This is a genomic window from Microbacterium shimangi (assembly GCF_043556445.1).
Taxonomy (GTDB): Bacteria; Actinomycetota; Actinomycetes; order Actinomycetales; family Microbacteriaceae; genus Microbacterium.
In genome coordinates, this window is the sequence record NZ_JBIGII010000004.1 from 222,204 (window position 1) to 241,102 (window position 18,899).

At 68.2% G+C, this 18,899-nt stretch carries 20 protein-coding genes; 12 read left to right on the top strand and 8 right to left on the bottom strand.

Annotation, left to right across the window (positions count from 1 at the left end; translation table 11 throughout):
- Positions 1–4: 4 nt before the first annotated feature.
- Positions 5–697 carry a PAQR family membrane homeostasis protein TrhA gene (trhA, locus tag ACFXQA_RS07925; protein ID WP_394520213.1) on the bottom strand — a complete coding sequence of 231 codons (693 nt, stop codon included), beginning with the start codon at positions 695–697 and terminating at the stop codon, positions 5–7.
- A gap of 136 nt (positions 698–833) precedes the next feature.
- Between trhA and ACFXQA_RS07930 the strand changes: the two genes are divergently transcribed.
- The 5 genes from ACFXQA_RS07930 to ACFXQA_RS07950 all read left to right on the top strand — a co-directional run bounded on the left by ACFXQA_RS07930 (position 834) and on the right by ACFXQA_RS07950 (position 6,817).
- Complete coding sequence (locus tag ACFXQA_RS07930; protein ID WP_394519277.1) at positions 834–1,619, top strand: isoprenyl transferase; 786 nt, start codon at positions 834–836, stop codon at positions 1,617–1,619.
- A 145-nt stretch (positions 1,620–1,764) separates the two neighbouring features.
- Positions 1,765–2,886: an aminotransferase class V-fold PLP-dependent enzyme gene (locus ACFXQA_RS07935; protein ID WP_394519278.1), complete on the top strand. Its 1,122-nt coding sequence runs from the start codon at positions 1,765–1,767 to the stop codon at positions 2,884–2,886.
- Positions 2,887–3,065: 179 nt separating this feature from the next.
- Complete coding sequence (locus tag ACFXQA_RS07940; RefSeq protein ID WP_394519279.1) at positions 3,066–4,421, top strand: RNA 5'-3' helicase PhoH2; 1,356 nt, start codon at positions 3,066–3,068, stop codon at positions 4,419–4,421.
- A gap of 333 nt (positions 4,422–4,754) precedes the next feature.
- Complete coding sequence (locus ACFXQA_RS07945; protein WP_394519280.1) at positions 4,755–6,164, top strand: sensor histidine kinase; 1,410 nt, start codon at positions 4,755–4,757, stop codon at positions 6,162–6,164.
- Positions 6,161–6,817: a response regulator transcription factor gene (locus tag ACFXQA_RS07950; RefSeq protein WP_394519281.1), complete on the top strand. Its 657-nt coding sequence runs from the start codon at positions 6,161–6,163 to the stop codon at positions 6,815–6,817. Before ACFXQA_RS07945 ends, ACFXQA_RS07950 begins: the two co-directional genes overlap by 4 nt.
- A 31-nt stretch (positions 6,818–6,848) precedes the next feature.
- On the opposite strand, the gene ACFXQA_RS07955 is transcribed toward ACFXQA_RS07950, so the two are convergent.
- From ACFXQA_RS07955 to xseA, 5 genes are all read right to left on the bottom strand, one after another.
- Positions 6,849–8,258: a class II fumarate hydratase gene (locus ACFXQA_RS07955; RefSeq protein ID WP_394519282.1), complete on the bottom strand. Its 1,410-nt coding sequence runs from the start codon at positions 8,256–8,258 to the stop codon at positions 6,849–6,851.
- 28 nt (positions 8,259–8,286) lie between these two features.
- Positions 8,287–8,886, bottom strand: a complete 600-nt coding sequence (locus tag ACFXQA_RS07960) for a carbonic anhydrase (RefSeq protein WP_394520214.1) — start codon at positions 8,884–8,886, stop codon at positions 8,287–8,289.
- 38 nt (positions 8,887–8,924) lie between these two features.
- On the bottom strand, positions 8,925–9,557 hold the full coding sequence (locus ACFXQA_RS07965; RefSeq protein ID WP_394519283.1) for a DUF4245 family protein: 633 nt from the start codon (positions 9,555–9,557) through the stop codon (positions 8,925–8,927).
- Positions 9,557–9,802 (bottom strand): exodeoxyribonuclease VII small subunit, encoded by a 246-nt coding sequence (locus ACFXQA_RS07970; RefSeq protein ID WP_394519284.1) that lies wholly within the window; start codon positions 9,800–9,802, stop codon positions 9,557–9,559. The genes ACFXQA_RS07965 and ACFXQA_RS07970 overlap by 1 nt, the downstream gene beginning before the upstream one ends.
- Positions 9,803–10,020: 218 nt before the next feature.
- Entirely contained in the window at positions 10,021–11,301 is a 1,281-nt protein-coding gene (gene xseA, locus ACFXQA_RS07975) for an exodeoxyribonuclease VII large subunit (RefSeq protein ID WP_394519285.1), read from the bottom strand.
- Positions 11,302–11,379: 78 nt separating this feature from the next.
- On the opposite strand from xseA, the gene ACFXQA_RS07980 reads away from it, so the two are divergent.
- From ACFXQA_RS07980 to ACFXQA_RS08000, 5 genes are read left to right on the top strand one after another with little or no spacing between them, the layout of a single operon-like run.
- Complete coding sequence (locus ACFXQA_RS07980; protein WP_394519286.1) at positions 11,380–12,441, top strand: 4-hydroxy-3-methylbut-2-enyl diphosphate reductase; 1,062 nt, start codon at positions 11,380–11,382, stop codon at positions 12,439–12,441.
- The gene (locus tag ACFXQA_RS07985) at positions 12,438–13,070 is read left to right on the top strand and encodes a DUF6264 family protein (protein WP_394519287.1); all 633 of its coding nucleotides are present in this window, start codon (positions 12,438–12,440) and stop codon (positions 13,068–13,070) included. Before ACFXQA_RS07980 ends, ACFXQA_RS07985 begins: the two co-directional genes overlap by 4 nt.
- A gap of 43 nt (positions 13,071–13,113) precedes the next feature.
- Positions 13,114–13,620, top strand: coding sequence for a sigma-70 family RNA polymerase sigma factor (locus ACFXQA_RS07990; RefSeq protein WP_394520215.1), 507 nt, complete (start codon positions 13,114–13,116; stop codon positions 13,618–13,620).
- The gene (locus ACFXQA_RS07995) at positions 13,617–14,297 is read left to right on the top strand and encodes an anti-sigma factor family protein (RefSeq protein WP_394519288.1); all 681 of its coding nucleotides are present in this window, start codon (positions 13,617–13,619) and stop codon (positions 14,295–14,297) included. Before ACFXQA_RS07990 ends, ACFXQA_RS07995 begins: the two co-directional genes overlap by 4 nt.
- A 35-nt stretch (positions 14,298–14,332) precedes the next feature.
- The gene (locus ACFXQA_RS08000; RefSeq protein ID WP_394519289.1) at positions 14,333–14,881 is read left to right on the top strand and encodes an MOSC domain-containing protein; all 549 of its coding nucleotides are present in this window, start codon (positions 14,333–14,335) and stop codon (positions 14,879–14,881) included.
- 67 nt (positions 14,882–14,948) lie between these two features.
- Here ACFXQA_RS08000 and fbaA read toward each other — a convergent pair whose 3' ends face one another.
- Positions 14,949–15,980: a class II fructose-bisphosphate aldolase gene (gene fbaA, locus ACFXQA_RS08005; RefSeq protein ID WP_394519290.1), complete on the bottom strand. Its 1,032-nt coding sequence runs from the start codon at positions 15,978–15,980 to the stop codon at positions 14,949–14,951.
- Between the two features lie 184 nt (positions 15,981–16,164).
- On the opposite strand from fbaA, the gene glpX reads away from it, so the two are divergent.
- The gene (glpX, locus tag ACFXQA_RS08010; protein ID WP_394519291.1) at positions 16,165–17,154 is read left to right on the top strand and encodes a class II fructose-bisphosphatase; all 990 of its coding nucleotides are present in this window, start codon (positions 16,165–16,167) and stop codon (positions 17,152–17,154) included.
- 109 nt (positions 17,155–17,263) lie between these two features.
- A complete protein-coding gene (locus tag ACFXQA_RS08015) occupies positions 17,264–17,518 on the top strand; it encodes a UDP-N-acetylmuramyl pentapeptide phosphotransferase (RefSeq protein WP_394519292.1) in 255 nt (84 codons plus the stop codon).
- 25 nt (positions 17,519–17,543) lie between these two features.
- Here the strand turns inward: ACFXQA_RS08015 and ACFXQA_RS08020 are convergent, their stop codons facing one another.
- Positions 17,544–18,878: a DNA recombination protein RmuC gene (locus ACFXQA_RS08020; protein WP_394519293.1), complete on the bottom strand. Its 1,335-nt coding sequence runs from the start codon at positions 18,876–18,878 to the stop codon at positions 17,544–17,546.
- Positions 18,879–18,899 lie beyond the last annotated feature (21 nt).

The following is an 18,899-nucleotide window of genomic DNA, read 5'->3' on the forward strand; positions in this document are numbered from 1 at the left end:
ACGTTCACCCGGCGTGGAAGGCGGGGTGGAGCACGATGAGCAGCGACGCCGTCCAGTGGCAGAGGAACGCCAGAACCGTGCACACGTGGAAGATCTCGTGGAACCCGAAGTGTCCGGGCCAGGGGTTCGGCCGTTTGAGCGCGTAGACCACCGCGCCGCCCGAATAGAGCACTCCGCCGATCACGACGAGCACCATCATCGCGAAGTTCGCCGCGAAGAGGTCTCCCATGTACACGACCGCCGCCCATCCGAGGGCGAGATACAGCGCGACGTACAACCAGCGCGGCGCGTTGATCCAGAACACGCGGAAGAAGATGCCGAGGATGGCGCCTCCCCAGACGATCGACAGCAGGATGATCGCCTTGTCGGTGGGGAGCGCGAGCACCGAGAGAGGCGTGTAGGTGCCGGCGATGAGCAGCATGATGTTCGCGTGGTCGATGCGCTTGAGCACCGCGAGCGTCTTCGGCTTCCAGTCGAACCGGTGATAGAGCGCGGAGTTGCCGAACAAGAGCAGCGACGTGGCCATGAAGACCACCGACGCCCATTTGGCCGGAGCTCCCTGCGCCACGGCGATCAGGACGATGCCGGCGACGATCGCGACGGGGAAGGTCGCCGCGTGGATCCAGCCGCGCCAGGTCGGCCTGACCTCGGCGCTCGCACCCACTGCCGCCGCGTCGATCAGCGGAAGTTGGGGCATCTCGGCGCCGTCGCCTTCGGTGGGAGCAGAAGAGGCGGGTCGGGTCACGTCTCGACTTTACGTCCGGCCGTATACCGGCACGGGTACTCGATGGGGTTCCCCATGCACTCCACAGGTCGGGGGGTAGCGTAGGGGCGTGACGGCGAACGGGATCAACGAGGGTAGGGGGCCGCTCTACCGCCTCTACATCAAGCGGCTTCGTCGTCGGCTCACACCGCAGTTCGTCCCTCACCACGTGGCCATGATGATCGACGGCAACCGTCGGTGGGCTCGCCAGCTCGGGTTCGATTCGGCGGCGCACGGGCACCGCGCGGGCGCGGCCAAGATGCGCGAATTCCTGCGCTGGTGCGATGACCTCGGCGTCGGTGTCGTGTCGCTGTACCTGTTGTCGAACGACAACCTGCGAAAGCGCGATTCTCGCGAGCTCGCAGATCTTCTCGACATCATCGCCGAGCTCGCCGACGAGGTGTCGCGCGAGCCGAACTGGCGGGTCCAGCACGTCGGCCGCTCCGACAACCTCCCGCCCGAGCTCGCGAGGGTGTTGGCCGAGTCCGAAGACCGCACTCGTGCGCATACCGGCCTCCACGTGAACCTCGCCGTGGGGTACGGGGGCCGCAGCGAGATCGTCGACGCGGTCCGCAGCATCATCGCCCAACACGACAGCGAGGGCGGTTCGCTCGAGCAGCTCGCGGCAAGCCTGACCCCCGAGCAGATCGGTGAGCACCTCTACACCGGCGGGCTGCCCGACCCCGATCTCGTGATCCGCACGTCGGGCGAACAACGGCTCAGCGATTTTCTGCTGTGGCAGAGCGCGCACAGCGAGTTCTACTTCGTCGAAGCGCTCGGCCCCGACCTGCGTGAGGTGGATTTTCTGCGTGCTGTTCGGGACTTCGCGAAGCGGGACCGCCGTTACGGCAGCTGAGCCGGCGGCACAGGCTCACAACGAGCTTCTCCTTCGTCGAAGCGCTCGGCCCCGACCTGCGTGAGGTGGATTTTCTGCGTGCTGTTCGGGACTTCGCGAAGCGGGACCGCCGTTACGGCAGCTGAGAGTGAGAGAATTGCCTCTCGTGACCGATCTCGAAACCTACGCGGACTCCTTCGGCGACGAAACGGGCTACCTCGACTGGGCATCGTTCGGGCCTCTCGCACCTTCGGTTCTCGCCGAGGCGACCGCCGATGCGGAGCTTCTCTCATCGGGTCGGCGCTCGAGCATCGACCTCGTCGTCGACAACGTGGCCGAGGCCCGCGGCGCTGTGGCAGACCTCCTGGGCGCGCCGCTCGACCAGGTCGTGCTGCAGCCTTCGACGGCCTACGGGCTCATGCAGGCGATCTACGCCCTTCGGGGCACCGTGCTCGTCTCGTCCGCCGAATTTCCGAGCCTCACGGTGGCGGCCGCGCGATCGGCGGCTGTCGGGGGAGCGCAGGTCTCGTGGATGCTGCCCCCCGCCGGATACGTCACGCCCGAGGTGGTTCGAGAAGCCCTCACCGACGACGTGACGGCGGTGGCGGTCAGCCTCGTCGACTTCCGCACCGGGTACCGCGCCGACCTCACCGCGCTGCGCGAAGTCATCGGCGACCGGCTGCTCATCGTCGATGCCATCCAGGGGTTCGGCGTCGTCGACGCCGACTACGCATCGGCCGATGTCGTCTGCGGCAACGGCTACAAGTGGTTGCGCGCCGGCCGGGGTACCGGATACTCCTGGTTCGGCGATCGCGCCCTCGACCGCCTCGATCCGGTGCTTTCAGGGTTCATGGGAACAGACGTCGAAGGGCTGCCGCTCGATGAGGTTCCGCCCCCCGCGCGCAGCGCGCGGGCTTTCACGGTCAGCGACATCGATCCGCTCGCCGCCGGCCGCCTGGCCACCGCGGTCGGCGACATCCGCGAGGTCGGAGTCGCCGCGATCGGCACCCGCGTCGGCGAGAGGGCCTCCGAAGTCTTCGCCCTCGCCGAGCAGCACGGTATTCCTGTCGCCACGCCGCAGGATTCGGAACACCGGGCGGGCATCGTCGCCCTGGCACCCGAGGCGCAGGATGCTGCCCCGCTGGCGGCTGCGCTCACGAATCACGGACTCGCCGTGACGGTCCGCTCGGGCGGCATCCGCGTCGCCGTGCACGCCGGGACGAGCCCCGAGACCCTGCGCCAGATGGGCGACGCGCTCGCCGCGTTCGCTGCCTCCCGCGTCTGGTAGCGAGTTCACCGGGTCTTAACATTTCGGACCAGGCGTGTCGCTTCCCACGGATGGGTGTCGGGTCGTAGCTTGATCGCATCGGGCATGGCGCCTGGTCGAGTCGGCCTTCTGGATCGCGACTCGTGACCCCTGGTCGACTCGTCGCTTTCCGGGATGTGATCCCGGGTCGGGAGTGAGTTGTGACCGTACGAGCACCTCAGAAGCAGCGCCTCGAGAACTACGTGGACGACACGTCGACGGAGCAGACGCTCCGCACGTACGTGTTGGACACCTCGGTTCTCCTCAGCGATCCGCGCTCCATCTTCCGATTCGCGGAGCACTCCGTCGTCATCCCCGTGGTGGTGATCACCGAACTCGAGGGCAAGCGCCACGACCCCGAGATCGGCTACTTCGCTCGCCAAGCCCTGCGTCATCTCGACGAACTTCGCGTCGAGCACGGTCGCCTCGACTTCCCGGTGCCGGTCGGCACCGGCGGAACGTTCCGCGTCGAGCTGAACAACACCGACCCGTCGGTGCTGCCCTCGGGCATGCGTTTGGGTGACAACGACACCCGCATCCTCGCTGTAGCCACCCACCTGGCACAGGACGGCAACGAGGTCACGGTCGTTTCGAAAGACCTGCCGATGCGCGTCAAGGCGGCATCGCTCGGTCTCTCCGCCGAGGAGTACCTCGCCGAGCAAGCCGTCGATTCGGGCTGGACAGGTATCGCGACCGTCGACGTCTCGGGCGACGACATCAGCGACCTGTACGAGAGCGAGGTCGCCCTCAGCGACGACGTCGTCGGTCTCCCGGTGAACACCGGCCTCATCATCCACTCCGAGCGTGGTTCGGCTCTCGGCCGCGTCACCGGCGACGGCAGTTTCAAGCTCGTGCGCGGCGACCGTGACGTGTTCGGACTCCACGGACGCTCGGCCGAACAGCGCATCGCCATCGACCTGCTCACCGACCCCGAGGTGGGAATCGTGTCGTTGGGCGGCCGGGCCGGCACCGGCAAGTCGGCCCTCGCCCTGTGCGCGGCTCTCGAAGCTGTGCTGGAGCGACAGGAGCAGCGGAAGATCATCGTGTTCCGTCCGCTGTTCGCCGTCGGTGGGCAGGAGCTCGGCTACCTGCCCGGTGACGCGCAGGAGAAGATGAACCCCTGGGGTCAGGCGATCTTCGACACGCTCGGGTCGGTCGTCTCTCCGAACGTCATCGAAGAGGTGCTCGCGCGAGGGCTTCTCGAAGTCTTGCCCCTCACTCACATCCGCGGACGCTCGTTGCACGACGCGTTCGTGATCGTCGACGAGGCGCAGTCGCTCGAGCGGAACGTGCTGCTGACAGTCCTCAGTCGCATCGGCCTGAACTCCCGTGTCGTCTTGACGCACGACGTGGGTCAGCGCGACAACCTGCGCGTCGGCCGTCACGACGGCGTCGCCTCGGTCATCGAGACGCTGAAGGGTCACGCCCTGTTCGGGCACGTCACCCTCACACGTTCGGAGCGGTCGGCCATTGCGGCACTCGTGACGGAACTCCTCGAGGCCGGTGAGCTTTCCTGAGGCCCGGCGCGAAGCATGCGTCGAGATGAGAGGACTCTCACGCTCGATTCCTGAACTTCTCACGCATCCCATTCAGGATGAGAACCAGCGGGGGTGACCCCGCTACCGCCCTACGGCGGATTCCCCCATAGAGGTACGGACCCATCGGGTCCGCCACGGAGAAAGAATCTTCGCGATTCGGGTATCGCGCGAGATGCGACCGGAGCTTCCCCCAGAACTCCGGGTCTCCCATAGCCCCCGGCGTCCCCCAGCGCCGGGGGCTCTCTCTTTGCGCGGAGGCTTCCGGGCGGGTTCGCGGTGACGTGAACTGCCGGCACGCGCCATAATCGGACGATGAGTCGCCCGCCGAGACTGTTCTCGGCGCGCGCGCGGATTCTCGGGGCCGTCCTCGCCGTCGCGTGCGTCGGCTTGATCGTCGTTGGCGCGGCCACCTTCTGGTCGCAGCGCAACCACGTCTTGAGCAACATCGACGCACAACTCCGAGCCTTCGCCGCTGCCGTCGACGGCACGCCGAGCATCGACGAGGCCCGCGCGATCGTTTCGAGAACTCTGGGCGGACCCATGGAGGGCGCCCTCGTGCTCTCGGGAGGAGAAATCGTCGCGTCGTCGGGCGCATCGGGGCTCGACCTCACCTCTGACGCGGAGTTCATGCGCCGCATCGTCGACGCGCCCCCGGGGATCGGCGATATGCGTGGTGACGCCGCCGCGTACCGCTACATCGTTGTGCCGGCTGAAGGAGCAGTGATCGTCGCCGCGGTGTCCTCCAGCGCGCGCGGGGAGCTCGTGGCGGTAGGGGTCGGTACGTACGCGATCGCCGCCGTCATCACACTCGTCGCCATCGGCATCGTCGGGTGGTTCGTGACGGGTCGATTGCTGCGTCCTCTTCGTCGACTGCGAGAGACGGCTGACTCCATCACCCTCGCCGACCTGGGCGCCCGGATCACGACCGAGGGCACCGATGAGATCTCCGACCTGGGAAGAACCGTCAACTCGATGCTCGATCGTCTCGAAGGGTCGGTCGATGTGCAGCGGCAACTGCTCGATGACGTCCGCCACGAACTCAAGACTCCGATAACGATCGTGCGCGGGCACCTCGAGGTGATGGACACCGGCGATCCCGCGGACGTGGCGAACACGCGTGACATCGGTATCTCTGAGCTCGACCGGATGACGCGTCTCGTCGATGACATCGACATGCTGGCCTCGGTCGAGGGCGGCGGGTTCGCGATGGGCGTCGTCGACGTCGAGGCGCTGACCGCTCGGGTCGGTGAACTGGTCACGGTGATCCCCGGGCACCGCTGGTCGGTCGAGCAGCGCGGGCGCGGACGCGTCGAGGGGGATTACGACCGGCTGCTTCAGGCCTGGCTGCAGCTCGCCGACAACGCCTCGAAGTACACGCCCGAGGGTTCACCCGTCGAGATCGGGAGCACCGTCGACGAGTACGGAGCCGTGCTCTGGGTGCGCGACCACGGGCCGGGCATTCCTCCCGCGTCGCGCCACCGGATCTTCCGTCGCTTCGACCGCGCCCTGGGTAAGCGAACCGTGGGCGGATCGGGGCTGGGGCTCGCCATCGTCGATGCCATCGCCAAGGGTCACGCAGGACACTGCGCCGTGGTGGACACTCCCGGGGGCGGTGCCACCTTCGCGATCCACCTTCCCCTCGCGCGGGCGACGGCACCCGCCGACCTCCCCGCGCCGGTACGCGCCGGTGACGTCGTACTTCAGAGAGAGGCCGCCGGATGACCCGCATTCTCATCGTCGAAGACGAGAGCCGCATATCGGCCTTCGTCGCCCGCGGGCTCGAGTCCGCGGGATATCAGACCGTCATCGTCGAAGACGGCGAGGAGGCCCTGAACCTCGCCATGACGGGTGAGGTCGATCTCGTTCTGCTCGACGTCGGTCTGCCGACGATGGACGGGTTCGAGGTGCTCCGCCACCTCAGAGGTCAAGGATCATCGCTGCCGGTCATCATGCTGACGGCGCGATCCAGCACCAGCGACACGGTCGACGGGCTCGATGCCGGAGCCAACGACTACATCGCCAAGCCTTTCAAGTTCGACGAGTTGCTTGCACGGGTTCGGTCTCGACTGCGCGAGAACGTCGCCTCCGCCACGATCGCGTTGTCGCACCTCGACGTGAGCCTCGATGTGCTCTCGCGGCGCGCCACCGTCGCGGGGGCCGAGGTCGACCTCAGCGCCCGCGAATTCGCCCTCGCCGAGCAGTTCTTGCGGCACCCCGGTCAGGTGCTCAGCCGCGAACAACTCCTCAGCCGAGTGTGGGGAATGGACTTCGACCCGGGCTCGAACATCGTCGACGTCTACGTGCGTTATCTCCGAGGCAAGTTCGGGCACGACCGCATCACCACCGTGCGCGGTGCGGGCTACCGCTGGGAGTGAGCCCCGCGGAGGCTGGTTCAGCCGGGGCGGGTCAGCCGGGGTGGGTCATCGACAGCAGGTCGAGCTTCTCGTCGAGCTGCGCCTCGGACAGCTCGCCGCGTTCGACGTAGCCGAGGTCGATGACTGCTTCGCGCACCGTGATGCCCTTCGCGACGGAGTGCTTCGCGATCTTCGCCGCGGCCTCGTACCCGATCAGCTTGTTGAGGGGCGTCACGATCGACGGCGACATTCCGGCGAACGCGGCCGCGCGCTCGACGTTGGCCTCGAGCCCGTCGATGGTCTTGTCGGCGAGCACGCGCATGGCGTTCGACAGCAGCCGAATTGACTCGAGCAGCGCGGTGCCCATCACCGGGATCGCGACGTTAAGTTCGAACGCACCGGATGCCCCGGCCCACGCGACGGTCGCATCATTGCCGATGACACGGGCTGAGACCATGAGCACCGCCTCGGGAACCACGGGGTTCACCTTTCCGGGCATGATCGACGAGCCCGGCTGCAGATCGGGGATATGCAGTTCGCCGAGACCGGTGTTGGGCCCGGATCCCATCCAGCGGATGTCGTTGTTGATCTTCGTCAGCGAGACGGCGATGGTGCGGAGGGCGCCGGATGCTTCGACGAGGCCGTCGCGGTTGGCCTGTGCTTCGAAGTGGTCTTTCGCCTCGGTGATCGGCAGCTCGGTCTCAGCGGCGAGCAGCTCGATGACGCGCTGCGGGAATCCGGGAGGGGTATTGATGCCGGTGCCGACCGCGGTGCCGCCCAGCGGCACCTCGCTCACCCGGGGGAGCACCGACTGCACGCGCTCGATCCCGAGCCGCATCTGCCGCGCGTAACCACCGAACTCCTGGCCGAGGGTGACGGGGGTGGCATCCATGAGGTGGGTGCGTCCTGACTTGACGACCGTCTTCCACGCATCGGACTTGGTCTCGAGCGCGACGGCGAGGTGGTCGAGCGCCGGGATCAGGTCGTCGATCAGAGCCTGGGTCACGGCGATGTGTACCGAGGTCGGGAAGACATCGTTCGACGACTGCGAGGCGTTCACGTGGTCGTTCGGGTGAACGGGTGCCCCCAGGCGCCGCGTCGCCAGCGTCGCGAGCACCTCGTTCATGTTCATGTTGGACGAGGTGCCGCTGCCGGTCTGGTAGGTGTCGACGGGGAACTGGTCGTCGTACCGGCCGGTGACGACGTCGTCGGCCGCACCGGCGATCGCGTCGGCGATCGCCGCATCCAACGTGCCGAGTTCTTTGTTGGCGAGAGCCGCGGCCTTCTTGATGCGGGCGAGCGCCGCGATCTGGGTCGACTCGAGACCGGAACCCGAGATGGGGAAGTTCTCGACGGCGCGCTGCGTCTGCGCGGCGTAGAGGGCGTCTTTCGGAACGCGCACCTCGCCCATGGTGTCGTGCTCGATGCGGTACTCGGTGTCGGTCACGTCGTTGTCCTCCATTAGCCGATGTGCGGTGGTGTTCGAAAGATCAGGGGCGGGAGTCGCCGGCGTCGCCCACGATGACGTCGGGCTCGACCAGCCCTTCGTCGAGGCGATAGTTCGCTCCGACGATGGCGATGCGACCGTCGGCGACGGCGTCGCTGATGAGCTCGGACGAGTGCAGAAGCTCGGCGACGGTGTCGCGGAGGTGCTCGCGACCGACCAATTCGGGATCAGCCGGACCCTCGTTCGCGCGCAGCACGCGCCGCACGGCGGGGACGATCGGGGCGATCTGCTTCCAGATCTGGGCCGGCAGATCGGGGGCGTCGATGCCGGTGCTGTCGATCGCCGCGCTCACGGCGCCGCACGCGTCGTGACGGAGCACGACGATGAGTTGCACGTCGAGCACCGCGACGGCGTATTCGAGGCTGCCGATGACCGAGTCTGAGATGACCTGGCCGGCGTTACGCACGACGAACAGGTCGCCCAGGCCCTCGTCGAAGATGATCTCGGCGGCGAGGCGGGAGTCGGCGCACCCGAACAGTGCGGCGCGGGGGGTCTGACCGGCGGCGAGCTCGTGACGGTGCTCGACGTCTTGCCGCGGATGCTGCGGCTCGCCCGCAACGAAACGCTCGTTGCCGAGCCGCATTTCGTCCCAGACCTGGCGGGGGGTGAGACGGGTGTCTGTCACGGTGCGACCTCTCGGAGTGTGCGGATGTCGTCGGCGAGCGCGGTGGCCGCCACTTTGGCTACGTCGGGCGACGCAGTGCCGAAGATGAGTGCGCGGTCAGGGCCGGCGGTCGTCGCGAGAGCATAAGAGACGTTTCCGGCACCGGCCGCGTCGGAGATCGAGTATTCGTCCCACACGATGCCGTCGATGGTGACGCTGCCCGTGATCGTGGCGCCTCGCAGCTTCTCGGCGGGCCACGATTCGCCCGCGTCGAAACCCTGGGCGATGTTCAGAAAGCCTCGTGCACTGTCGGGGACATACGAGATAGTGAACGCCTCGACGTTCCCGCCCTCAACCCGGGCCGCGTTGACGCGCCACGTCTCAGGGACCGCCGGATCGATCACGAAGCGGTTAAAGGTCGATGCCAGGGCATCGGACTCGGACGACACATCGATGGGCGGCGGATCGGCCGGTGTTCCGCGCGGGACACCGAGAACCACGACGAACATGATGGCCAGCGTCGCGAGCACGGCGCCGATGAGGCTGGGGAAGGTCTTGCTCGACCGGTAGCGACGCGAGAACTCGGCCTTGCGGGCCGCTGTCTCATCAGGGGTCTCGGGGCGCCCGAGTTCGGCGACGACGCGTGCCATCATGCCTCCGCGCGCGCGTCTGCGGCGGTGTCGGAGCGTGCAGCGTCAAGGCGGCGTTTGGCGCCCAGCAGCCACTCCTCGCATCGCGCAGCGAGCGACTCGCCACGCTCCCACAGCGACAGCGACTCTTCGAGGGTCGGAGCGCCCTGCTCGAGTTCGGCGACGACGCGCACGAGCTCGTCGCGGGCCTGCTCGAACGACAGGTTCGCGACGTCGGCGGCGGGGTCCGAGGGTGTCGCGGTCATGTCGTCCATTCTAGTTCGGGGCTCGGACGTCGGCCGGACCCTTCGTTCGCCGAACGTGTCCTGCTCGCGCGGCCGATGCATCCCCGCTCGCGCGGCCGGTTAGTGCAAGCGCGGCCCAAAGATGCGCAGCGCGGGCACCGAAGAGCGGCGCGACACACGAAACGGCGGCGCGACGCACCGAACGGCAGCGCGAGAACGGCCGTGACGCGGGAGTCGGGTCAGTCGGTCGATTCGGCGATCTCGCCGTCGGACCGCGCGCCGACCGAACCGTGCGCGACCGTGATCGTCATGGCCGTGCCCGCGGGAGCCTGCGCGGCGTCGCGCACGATCACGCCGTCGCCGATGTGGGCGATCGCATAGCCCCGGGCGAGGGTGGCGACGGGGGAGAGCGCCCGCAGCGAGGCGCGCAGCTCCATCGTGCGTCGCTCGCTCAGCGACACGGTGCGGTCGAGGAGGTCGCGGCCGCGGCTCACCAGCATCCAGATCTCCTGCGCCCGCGCGGTGAGCGTCGACTCGGGCGTGCGCAGCACCGGCCGGGAACGCAGCTGCTCGAGCTGCGCGATGTCGTGGCCCACCCGCTGCGAGAGGCGGCCGACCAGCCGCGCGCGCAGCTGCGCGACCAGGGCCCGCTGCTCCGAGACGTCAGGCACGACGCGCTTGGCGGCGTCGGTCGGGGTGGAGGCCCGCAGGTCGGCCACATCGTCGAGCAGCGGGTGGTCGTTCTCGTGACCGATGGCACTGACGACGGGGGTGGATGCTGCGGCGACGGCGCGCAGCATCCGCTCATCGCTGAATCCGAGGAGGGTCTGCGGGTCACCGCCGCCGCGCGCGATGATGATGACGTCGATGTCGGGGTCGGCATCGAGCGCCTTCAGCGCCGCGATCGTCTCGGGGACGCAGCGATCACCTTGGACGGCGGCGTGCTTCGTGCGGATCTGCACGTGCGGCCACCGCAGCTCGGAGTTGCGGTGCACGTCTTTCTCGGCGTCGGAGTTCTCGCCGGTGATGAGGCCGATGTAGCGGGGGAGGAAGGGCAGCGGCTTCTTGCGGGCCGGATCGAACAGGCCCTCTTTGCGCAGGGACGAGCGCAACTGTTCGAGCTTCTCGAGCTGATCGCCGAGGCCGACGTGCCGCATGGCGGAGACCGAGAAGCTGAAATCCCCGGTGCGGGGGAAGTAATCGGGCTTGACGCACGCGATGACGTGATCGCCGACCTTCAGGTCGCGGGGGAGCCGCTGCAGGGTGCTCGACCAGATGCGGAACGAGATGGTGGCGTCGGTGGCGAGGTCTTTCACCCGACCGAACACGTTGCCGCCGCGCTGGTTCCACGAGGTGATCTCGCCCTCGACCCAGACCGATCCCCACTTCTCGACGAACCCGCGGATCGTGTCGTTCAGCCGCGCCACCGAGGTGGGTGCCTGCGCGGTCGAATCGCGTGGCGGCACCGAATCCGGGGGTGGCGGTTGGCCCGGCACGTTCTCGGGTTCGAACGTCGTCATGGGCTCCGGCTTCGTCGGGTTCTTCGAGGTGGGGTGTATCGCGGCCGCTGCACAGGGGTACCCCCGTAGAATCGAGGGGTGAGCACTCCTGTCGTCAAGCTGCCCGTGCCCCGAGTACCGGGGCGTCGAGGGCGGCTCCAGGATATCCCGGTGCTCGGACACAAGAAGGTGCTGCTCGCGGCTCCCCGCGGCTACTGCGCCGGCGTCGACCGCGCGGTGGTCGCCGTCGAGAAGGCGCTCGATCGCTTCGGCGCTCCGGTGTATGTGCGCAAGCAGATCGTCCACAACGTCCACGTGGTTCGCGAACTCGAAGCCCGCGGGGCCATTTTCGTCGAGGAGGTCGACGAGGTCCCCCGCGGTGCGCACCTCGTCTTCAGCGCGCACGGCGTGTCGCCGGCGGTCGTGAGTGCGGCGGCCGAGCGTGAACTGCAAGCCATCGACGCCACCTGTCCGCTGGTGACGAAGGTGCACCGCGAGGCCGTGCGATTCGCCCGCGACGACTTCGAGATTCTTCTCATCGGCCACGAGGGCCACGAAGAGGTCGAGGGAACGGCCGGGCACGCGCCCGACCGCATCACGATCGTCAACTCACCCGACGAGGCCGACACCGTGGAGGTGCGCGACCCGTCGAAGGTCGTCTGGCTCTCGCAGACCACGCTCTCGGTCGACGAGGCCATGGAGACCGTGCGTCGACTGCGGGTGCGCTTTCCGCAGCTGCAGGATCCGCCCTCCGATGACATCTGCTACGCCACGCAGAACCGTCAGGTCGCCATCAAGAAGGTCGCAGAAGACGCCGACCTCGTGATCGTGGTCGGATCGGCGAACTCGTCGAACAGCGTCCGCCTCGTCGAAGTCGCCCTCGAATACGGCGCCAAGGCCGCCTATCGCGTCGACTACATCGACGAGGTCAAGCAGGAATGGCTCGATGGCGTCGAGACCGTCGGCGTCACCAGCGGTGCGTCGGTGCCCGAGGTGCTCGTCGAAGAGGTCATGGCCGAACTCGCCGTCGCGGGCTACCGCGATGTCGAAGAGGTCAAGACGGCCGAGGAAGACCTGTTGTTCTCCCTGCCGAAAGAGCTGCGCACCGATGCGACGGGTCGCCGCGACGATCGCGCTCTCGGCGGCCGGGGCACCGCGTGAGCGCTCCGGTACCCGGCCAGGGCGACACGGCGCAGACCCCCGATCCGCGTCCGCGGCCGCAATACGGCGAGTACGCGACCGCCGAAGAGCAGCGGGCGCGCATCAGCCAGCCCGACGCCACCGATGCGTTGCTCGCCGGTCAGGCACTCGATGCGCCCGCGAACCCCGACGCCGCCGCTCCGGTCGCGCCCCGTCGGCCCGAGCGTGGCAGGCCCGCGGGTTCCCTCCTGGCGCAGCGCGTCACCGGTTGGCGGCTCGCCGACCGGATCGTGACGTTCGGTCTGCTCGGCTACGGCCTGTTCAACGCCATCGCGACATCGGTGCAGCTGTTCTCCTTCGAGCGGTACGCCAACACAGCTCTCGGTCTCTTCGGTGTCGACGAGGCCTTCACCAACATCGCCCAGGGCCAGCTGTGGGGCACGATCGCGGGAATCACGATAATCCTCGGGTGGGCGCTCACCGCTTTCGTCTCGTGGCGCTCGCTTCGTCGCGGCCGCGTGACGTTCTGGATCCCCCTCGTCGGGGCCGTCGTTTTCGGCCTCGCCGTATCGATCTTCATCACCATCCCGATCTTCAACGACCCCGCCTTCGGCGAGCTGTTCAACCAGGTCGCAACCTCGGGCGGTTGAACCCCCGTCGCCTTCGTCTCGTGTTCTGAGGGGGAGGCGAATGATGCGTGCAGACGAGGCTGAGCAGCTCGCGGCGCTCTACGACGCGCATGCGGCTCCGGTCTGGCGTTACGTCGTCTCACTGACAGGTGACCGCGCCGGCGCCGACGACATCGTGCAAGAAGCGCTCCTGCGGGCGTGGCGGACCCCGCGCGTGATGGCGGACGACCCGGCGGCCCTGCGCTCCTGGATGATCACGGTGGCGCGCAATCTCGTCGTCGACGAGGCGCGAAGCGCGCGTCGTCGACACGAGAACCCGGTGGCCGATCTTCCTGAACGGGCCACCGCCGACGACACCGACGCCCTCTTCGACGCCATCCTCATCGAAGAGGCGCTGGCCGGACTCAGCCCCGATCACCGAGCCGTGATCGTCACCGCCTACTACGGGGGGCGCAGCGTCGCCCAGTGCGCCGCCGAACTCGGCATTCCCGAGGGCACCGTCAAGTCTCGGCTGCACTACGGATTGCGAGCACTGAAGCTCGCCCTGCAAGAGAAGGGAGTGACGCGATGAATCCCGATCACGCGCGCTTCGTGGAGTGGGACGCCGCATTCGTCCTCGGCGCACTGTCAGCGACCGATCGACGCGCCTACGAGGAACACCTCTCCACGTGCGCGGAATGCACACGCGCGGTCGCCGAAGTCGCACCGACCGTGGGTCTTCTTTCCCGGGTTCCGGCTCCGCTTCCGCAACCCGCCGCAGAGGCGGGGCCGGATGCTGCTCGCCGCACCCAGCTGATCTCGATCGCCGGTCGACGCGCCCGGCGGCGGCGCAACGGATGGATCGCCGGAACGGTCGCCGCTGCGGCACTGGTGGTCGCCGCGATCGCCGTCCCGCTCGCGGTGCAGAGCTCTACGGACCCGGGCCCCGTCTACGCCCTGACCGATCTCGCCGACGCCCCGCTGGAAGCATCCGTTCGTCTGACCGACGCCGCCTGGGGCACCCGCATCGACCTCGTGTGCCGGTACAGCGGTGAAGTGCTCGACGCGCCCGAGGGCGGGTGGCCGTACGCGCTCGCCGTCGTCGACGCGGACGGCGAATCCACGACCCTGTCGACCTGGCGCGCAGCACCGGGGTCGACGACGCAGCTGAGCGCGGGCACCGACCTCGGGGTCGGTGATATCGGCGCGGTGGAGATTCGCACCGTTGCGGGCGACCGGGTGCTCATGCGCTACGAAGCCGACCTCTGACGGCAGCCGGACCGCGCGGGTCGTAGGATCGGCCAATGCCCCGACTTCTCGCCGTCTGCGCCGTCCATGAGTTGCGGGCCGACTCCGGCTCGGTCGGGGTGACCGCGATCGACAAACGCGCAATCGATGGCGACGTACGTATCGGCCCGTTCGGGGTGCGCGGTGACGTGCAGGCGAGCCGTAAGCATCACGGCGGTCACGACAAGGCGCTGTACGCGTACTCCCAGGACGACGCCGCGTTCTGGGAGAGCGAACTCGGTCGTGCCCTGCCGCCGGGCTGGTTCGGCGAGAATCTGCGTGTCGAGGGGATCGACGTCAATGCCTCGCGCATCGGCGATGTGTGGCGCATCGGCGAACGCGTCGAGGTCGAGGTCACGATGCCGCGCACTCCCTGCGCGACGTTCGCGCGGTGGGTCGGTGGATCCGCCGCACGCGGGTGGGTCAAGCGTTTCGATGCCGAGCGCCGGCTCGGCCCCTACCTCCGGACCCGGCGCGCGGGCATCGTTCGCGCCGGCGACGAGATCATCGTCGTACCGGCACCCGACGGCGCACCCGGCCTGCTCGACGGCTACCGCGGCGCCTGAACGCTCCGCATCCGCTGACGAGAAACGGGCGCCCTGCCGAAGCAGGACGCCCGTTCGAGAGAGTGCGTCAGACGCCGAGCGATTTGCCCTGCGAGCCGAGCTGCTTCGTCGCTTCGACGACGCGGGCGGCCATCGCCGACTCGGCGACCTTGCCCCACGCGCGCGGGTCGTAGACCTTCTTGTTGCCGACCTCACCGTCGAGCTTCAGGACTCCGTCGTACTTCGACAGCATGTAGCCCGCGATCGACCGGGTGAACGCGTACTGCGTGTCGGTGTCGATGTTCATCTTCACGACGCCGTTCGAGACGGCCAGAGCGATCTCTTCGTCGGTCGAGCCGCTGCCGCCGTGGAAGACGAGGTCGAGGGGCTTGGGGCCGGTGCCGAAGTGCGCGGCGATGCCTGCCTGGATCTCGCCGAGCAACTCGGGGCGCAGCTTCACGCCACCCGGCTTGTACACGCCGTGCACGTTGCCGAACGTCAGCGCCGAGATGTACCGGCCCTGATCGCCGAGGCCGAGAGCCTCGACGGCCTTCGTGACGTCGGCGACCGTCGTGTAGAGCGCCTCGTTCGAGCCCTCGTGCTGCACGCCGTCTTCTTCACCGCCGACGACGCCGACCTCGATCTCGAGGATGGCGCGGATCGCCTTCATACGGGGGAGGAGTTCTTTGGCGATCTCGATGTTCTCGTCGAGCGGAACCGCCGAGCCGTCCCACATGTGGGACTGGAAGATCGGGTTGCGACCGGCGCGGACTTCTTCTTCGGACGCCTCGAGGAGGGGGAGCACGAAGCCGGGAAGCGCGTCTTTCGGGCAGTGGTCGGTGTGGAGGGCAACCGTGATGGGGTAGTTCTTCGCCACCTCGGTCGCGAACTTCGCGAAGGCGAGGGCGCCGGTGGCGCGGGACTTGACGGTCTGGCCGGCGAAGTAGTCGGCGCCGCCGGTGGTCACTTGGATGATGCCGTCGGAGCCCGCCTCAGTGAGGCCCTGGAGGACGGAGTTGATGGTCTGCGAGCTCGACACGTTGATGGCGGGGTACGCGAAGCCGCCCGCTTTGGCGCGGTCCAGCATGTCGGCGTACTGCTCGGGGGTGGCGACGGGCATAGCGGCTCCTTGGGTTCGACAGAGGTCTTCGCTCAGCCTACCGAAGGCCGTGGATCCGACCCGGTGTGCTTCGACGGGCGAGGCCGTGCCGAGTGGATGCTGTCGCGTTAAGAAACGCGATTCCTTCGGGCGCAGTCGGCGCGAAGCATCCGATTCGGCAAAACCCCGGGTTTAGGCTGGCCCCATGGTGAGCCCTACAGCAGACATGACCCCGTTGCACCCCGATCGGAACCTGGCGCTGGAGCTGGTCCGGGCGACCGAGGCGGCGGCGATCCGCGCGGTGCCGTTCGTCGGGCGCGGCGACAAACTGGCCGCCGACGGGGCTGCCGTCGACGCGATGCGGGCCTTCTTCAGCACCGTCGACTTCGACGGCACCATCGTGATCGGTGAGGGCGAGAAAGACGAGGCGCCCATGCTCTACAACGGCGAAAAGGTCGGGAGCGGTCGCGGACCCCAGTGCGACGTCGCCGTCGACCCGATCGACGGCACGACCTTGACGGCGGCGGGGCGCCAGAACGCGCTTTCTGTCATCGCCGTGTCCGACGCCGGGACGATGCTCGACGCCTCGACCGTCTTCTACATGGACAAGCTCGTCACCGGCCCCGCGGGCGTCGGTGTCGTCGACATCCGGCTGCCGATCGGCGAGAACATCCGGCTGCTCGCAGAAGCCCTCGGAAAGCCCGTCGAAGAGATCGTCGTCTCGGTGCTGAACCGGCCGCGGCACGAATCGCTCATCGAAGAGATCCGTGCGGCGGGCGCGGGCACGCGGCTCATGAGCGACGGAGACGTCGCCGGGGGAATCAACGCGGCGCGTCACAACGCTCGCACCGACATGTGCGTCGGCGTCGGGGGAAGCCCGGAGGGCATCGTCACCGCCTGCGCGATCAAGGCGCTCGGCGGACACATCCAGGGTCGGTTGCGGCCGGGCTCGGACGATGAGCGGCAGAAGGGGATCGACGCCGGACTCAGGTTCGACGACTTCGTCTACGAGGCCGATGATCTCGTCAAGGGCAAGAACACGATCTTCGTCGCCACCGGTGTGACCGACGGTCAGCTCGTCGGCGGCGTGCGCCGAGAGGGCGGCCTGCTGTACACCGAGAGCGTGGTGATTCGGGGGGCATCCGGAACCCTCCGCTGGATCTCATCGGAGCATTTGACCTCGAAGTGGCTCTGAGCCCGAGGTCGTGACCGAGTCGCAACGCCTCGTTCGGGTGGGGCGTGGCAAAATCGAAGTCGGTGTCAACGGCGATGCTTCCGTGATTTCCGACGTGAGGAGAGTGGACATGTCCGCTCAATCGAGTCAGTCCGCGCCGCAGACCGGCGCCCAGGCCGTTGTGGCCGATGCGGTCGCCCATGCCGCATCGGTTGCGCACGGCGCATCCGTGGCACCGGTCGACCCCGCGCGTCGCCCCGACGTGCTCTTCCGCGTTCGTCGCGAAGAGGGCCACGAGGCAAGCGTGTGGTGGATGATCGGCGCCTTCGTCGTCGTCTCCGGTGCCGTCATCACCATTCTGAGCTTCGTCCCCGGCGGCGCCTGACCCGCGTTCCTCAGGTGGTTCGCCGCTAGAGTCGCCCGCGCAGATCGCCGATGTCGGCGATGACGGGTCCGCTCGCGGCGACCGCTGACTCGTCGCCCTCGCGTGTGCGGGTGTCGTCATTCTGGCGGAGGCGATCGTCGGCCTCGTCGAGGCCGTCGAGCAGTTCGGGAGCCGTCCACCGGCGGGTGCTGCGGTCGATGACCGGGGGAGCAGCCGCGGCTTCGAGTCGGGTGTCGTCGATACCGGGGAACTTGCGCGCGCTGACGAGAACGCGACTCTCGAGGGAGCCGGCGAACTTGTTGTAGGAGTCGACCGTGCGTTCGATCGCGCGCCTCAGATCGTCGGCGTGGCCGGCGACGACCCCGATGCGGTCGTAGAGCTCTGTGCCGAGCGCGACCAACTGGCGTGCCTCTTGCGAGACGTCTTGCTGCGTCCAGGTATAGGCGACGGTTTTCAGCACCGCCCAGAGATTGACGGGAGAGGCGAGCGCAACACGCTTGCCGAAGGCGTAGTCGAGCAGGGCGGGGTCGTGCTCGAGCGCGGCTGAGAGCAAGGACTCGCTGGGAATGAAGCAGATCACGAACTCGGGGCTCGAGGCCAGCCCGGTCCAATAACCCTTCTTCGCGAGAGCGTCGACGTGCGCGCGGACCGCGCGCGCGTGACGGTCGAGAAGAGAAAGACGCCGTGCGCCCTCTTCGCCCTGGGCGGTGAAGGGAATCGCGCTCGCCTCGAGGTAGGCGTCGAGGGGAACCTTCGCATCGATGGCGAGAGTCTTGTCGCCGGGCAGCCGCACGATCATGTCGGGTCGCCCGGTGCCGTCGACCGTCGTGACGGTAGCCTGCGTGTCGAAGTCGACGAACCGGAGCAGCCCGGCCGCTTCGACGACCCGTCGCAGCTGCGTTTCGCCCCACACCCCGCGCGAGCTGCTCGACCGCATAGCGGAGGCGAGGGCCTCGGTCGTCGTTCGCAGCACTTCGTCGGACTCGTGGGCTCGACGCAGCTGCTCGCTCAGGGAGCCGAACTGCACGCCGCGCTCGCGTTCGAGATCTTCGACTTTCCGCTGCATCGAGTCGAGCGAGTCGCGGACGGGCGCGAGGGCTCGAAGGACGGTCTGCTCTCGCCGTTCCCGCTCTTCCCGCGCTGCCTGATCGGCGCGAGCCTGCCCGGAAAGCTCCCGGTAGAGCAGCTGCTGGTGGTCGAGTTGCGCCTGCACGCCCGCCCGCGCCGCCTCCGCCGCGGCGAGCCGCCCAGCCGCGTCGGCGCGTTCTCGTGACGACCGGGCGCTCGCGAACGCGAACCCGGCGACGAGGCCGAGCGCCAAGCATCCGATCGCCGTCAAAAACAGTGCGAGTGCGTCCATGTCGTCAGGATGCCGCAGCCC

What these genes read in the sequence shown, in the direction of transcription:
- trhA (WP_394520213.1), bottom strand. Translation starts at nt 697, where the DNA reads ATGCCCCAACTTCCGCTGATCGACGCGGCGGCAGTGGGTGCGAGCGCC.
- ACFXQA_RS07945 (WP_394519280.1), top strand. Translation starts at nt 4,755, where the DNA reads ATGAGTCGCCCGCCGAGACTGTTCTCGGCGCGCGCGCGGATTCTCGGG.
- ACFXQA_RS07950 (WP_394519281.1), top strand. Translation starts at nt 6,161, where the DNA reads ATGACCCGCATTCTCATCGTCGAAGACGAGAGCCGCATATCGGCCTTC.
- ACFXQA_RS07955 (WP_394519282.1), bottom strand. Translation starts at nt 8,258, where the DNA reads ATGGAGGACAACGACGTGACCGACACCGAGTACCGCATCGAGCACGAC.
- ACFXQA_RS07960 (WP_394520214.1), bottom strand. Translation starts at nt 8,886, where the DNA reads ATGCGGCTCGGCAACGAGCGTTTCGTTGCGGGCGAGCCGCAGCATCCG.
- ACFXQA_RS07965 (WP_394519283.1), bottom strand. Translation starts at nt 9,557, where the DNA reads ATGGCACGCGTCGTCGCCGAACTCGGGCGCCCCGAGACCCCTGATGAG.
- ACFXQA_RS07970 (WP_394519284.1), bottom strand. Translation starts at nt 9,802, where the DNA reads ATGACCGCGACACCCTCGGACCCCGCCGCCGACGTCGCGAACCTGTCG.
- xseA (WP_394519285.1), bottom strand. Translation starts at nt 11,301, where the DNA reads ATGACGACGTTCGAACCCGAGAACGTGCCGGGCCAACCGCCACCCCCG.
- ACFXQA_RS07990 (WP_394520215.1), top strand. Translation starts at nt 13,114, where the DNA reads ATGCGTGCAGACGAGGCTGAGCAGCTCGCGGCGCTCTACGACGCGCAT.
- ACFXQA_RS07995 (WP_394519288.1), top strand. Translation starts at nt 13,617, where the DNA reads ATGAATCCCGATCACGCGCGCTTCGTGGAGTGGGACGCCGCATTCGTC.
- ACFXQA_RS08000 (WP_394519289.1), top strand. Translation starts at nt 14,333, where the DNA reads ATGCCCCGACTTCTCGCCGTCTGCGCCGTCCATGAGTTGCGGGCCGAC.
- fbaA (WP_394519290.1), bottom strand. Translation starts at nt 15,980, where the DNA reads ATGCCCGTCGCCACCCCCGAGCAGTACGCCGACATGCTGGACCGCGCC.
- glpX (WP_394519291.1), top strand. Translation starts at nt 16,165, where the DNA reads ATGGTGAGCCCTACAGCAGACATGACCCCGTTGCACCCCGATCGGAAC.
- ACFXQA_RS08015 (WP_394519292.1), top strand. Translation starts at nt 17,264, where the DNA reads ATGTCCGCTCAATCGAGTCAGTCCGCGCCGCAGACCGGCGCCCAGGCC.
- ACFXQA_RS08020 (WP_394519293.1), bottom strand. Translation starts at nt 18,878, where the DNA reads ATGGACGCACTCGCACTGTTTTTGACGGCGATCGGATGCTTGGCGCTC.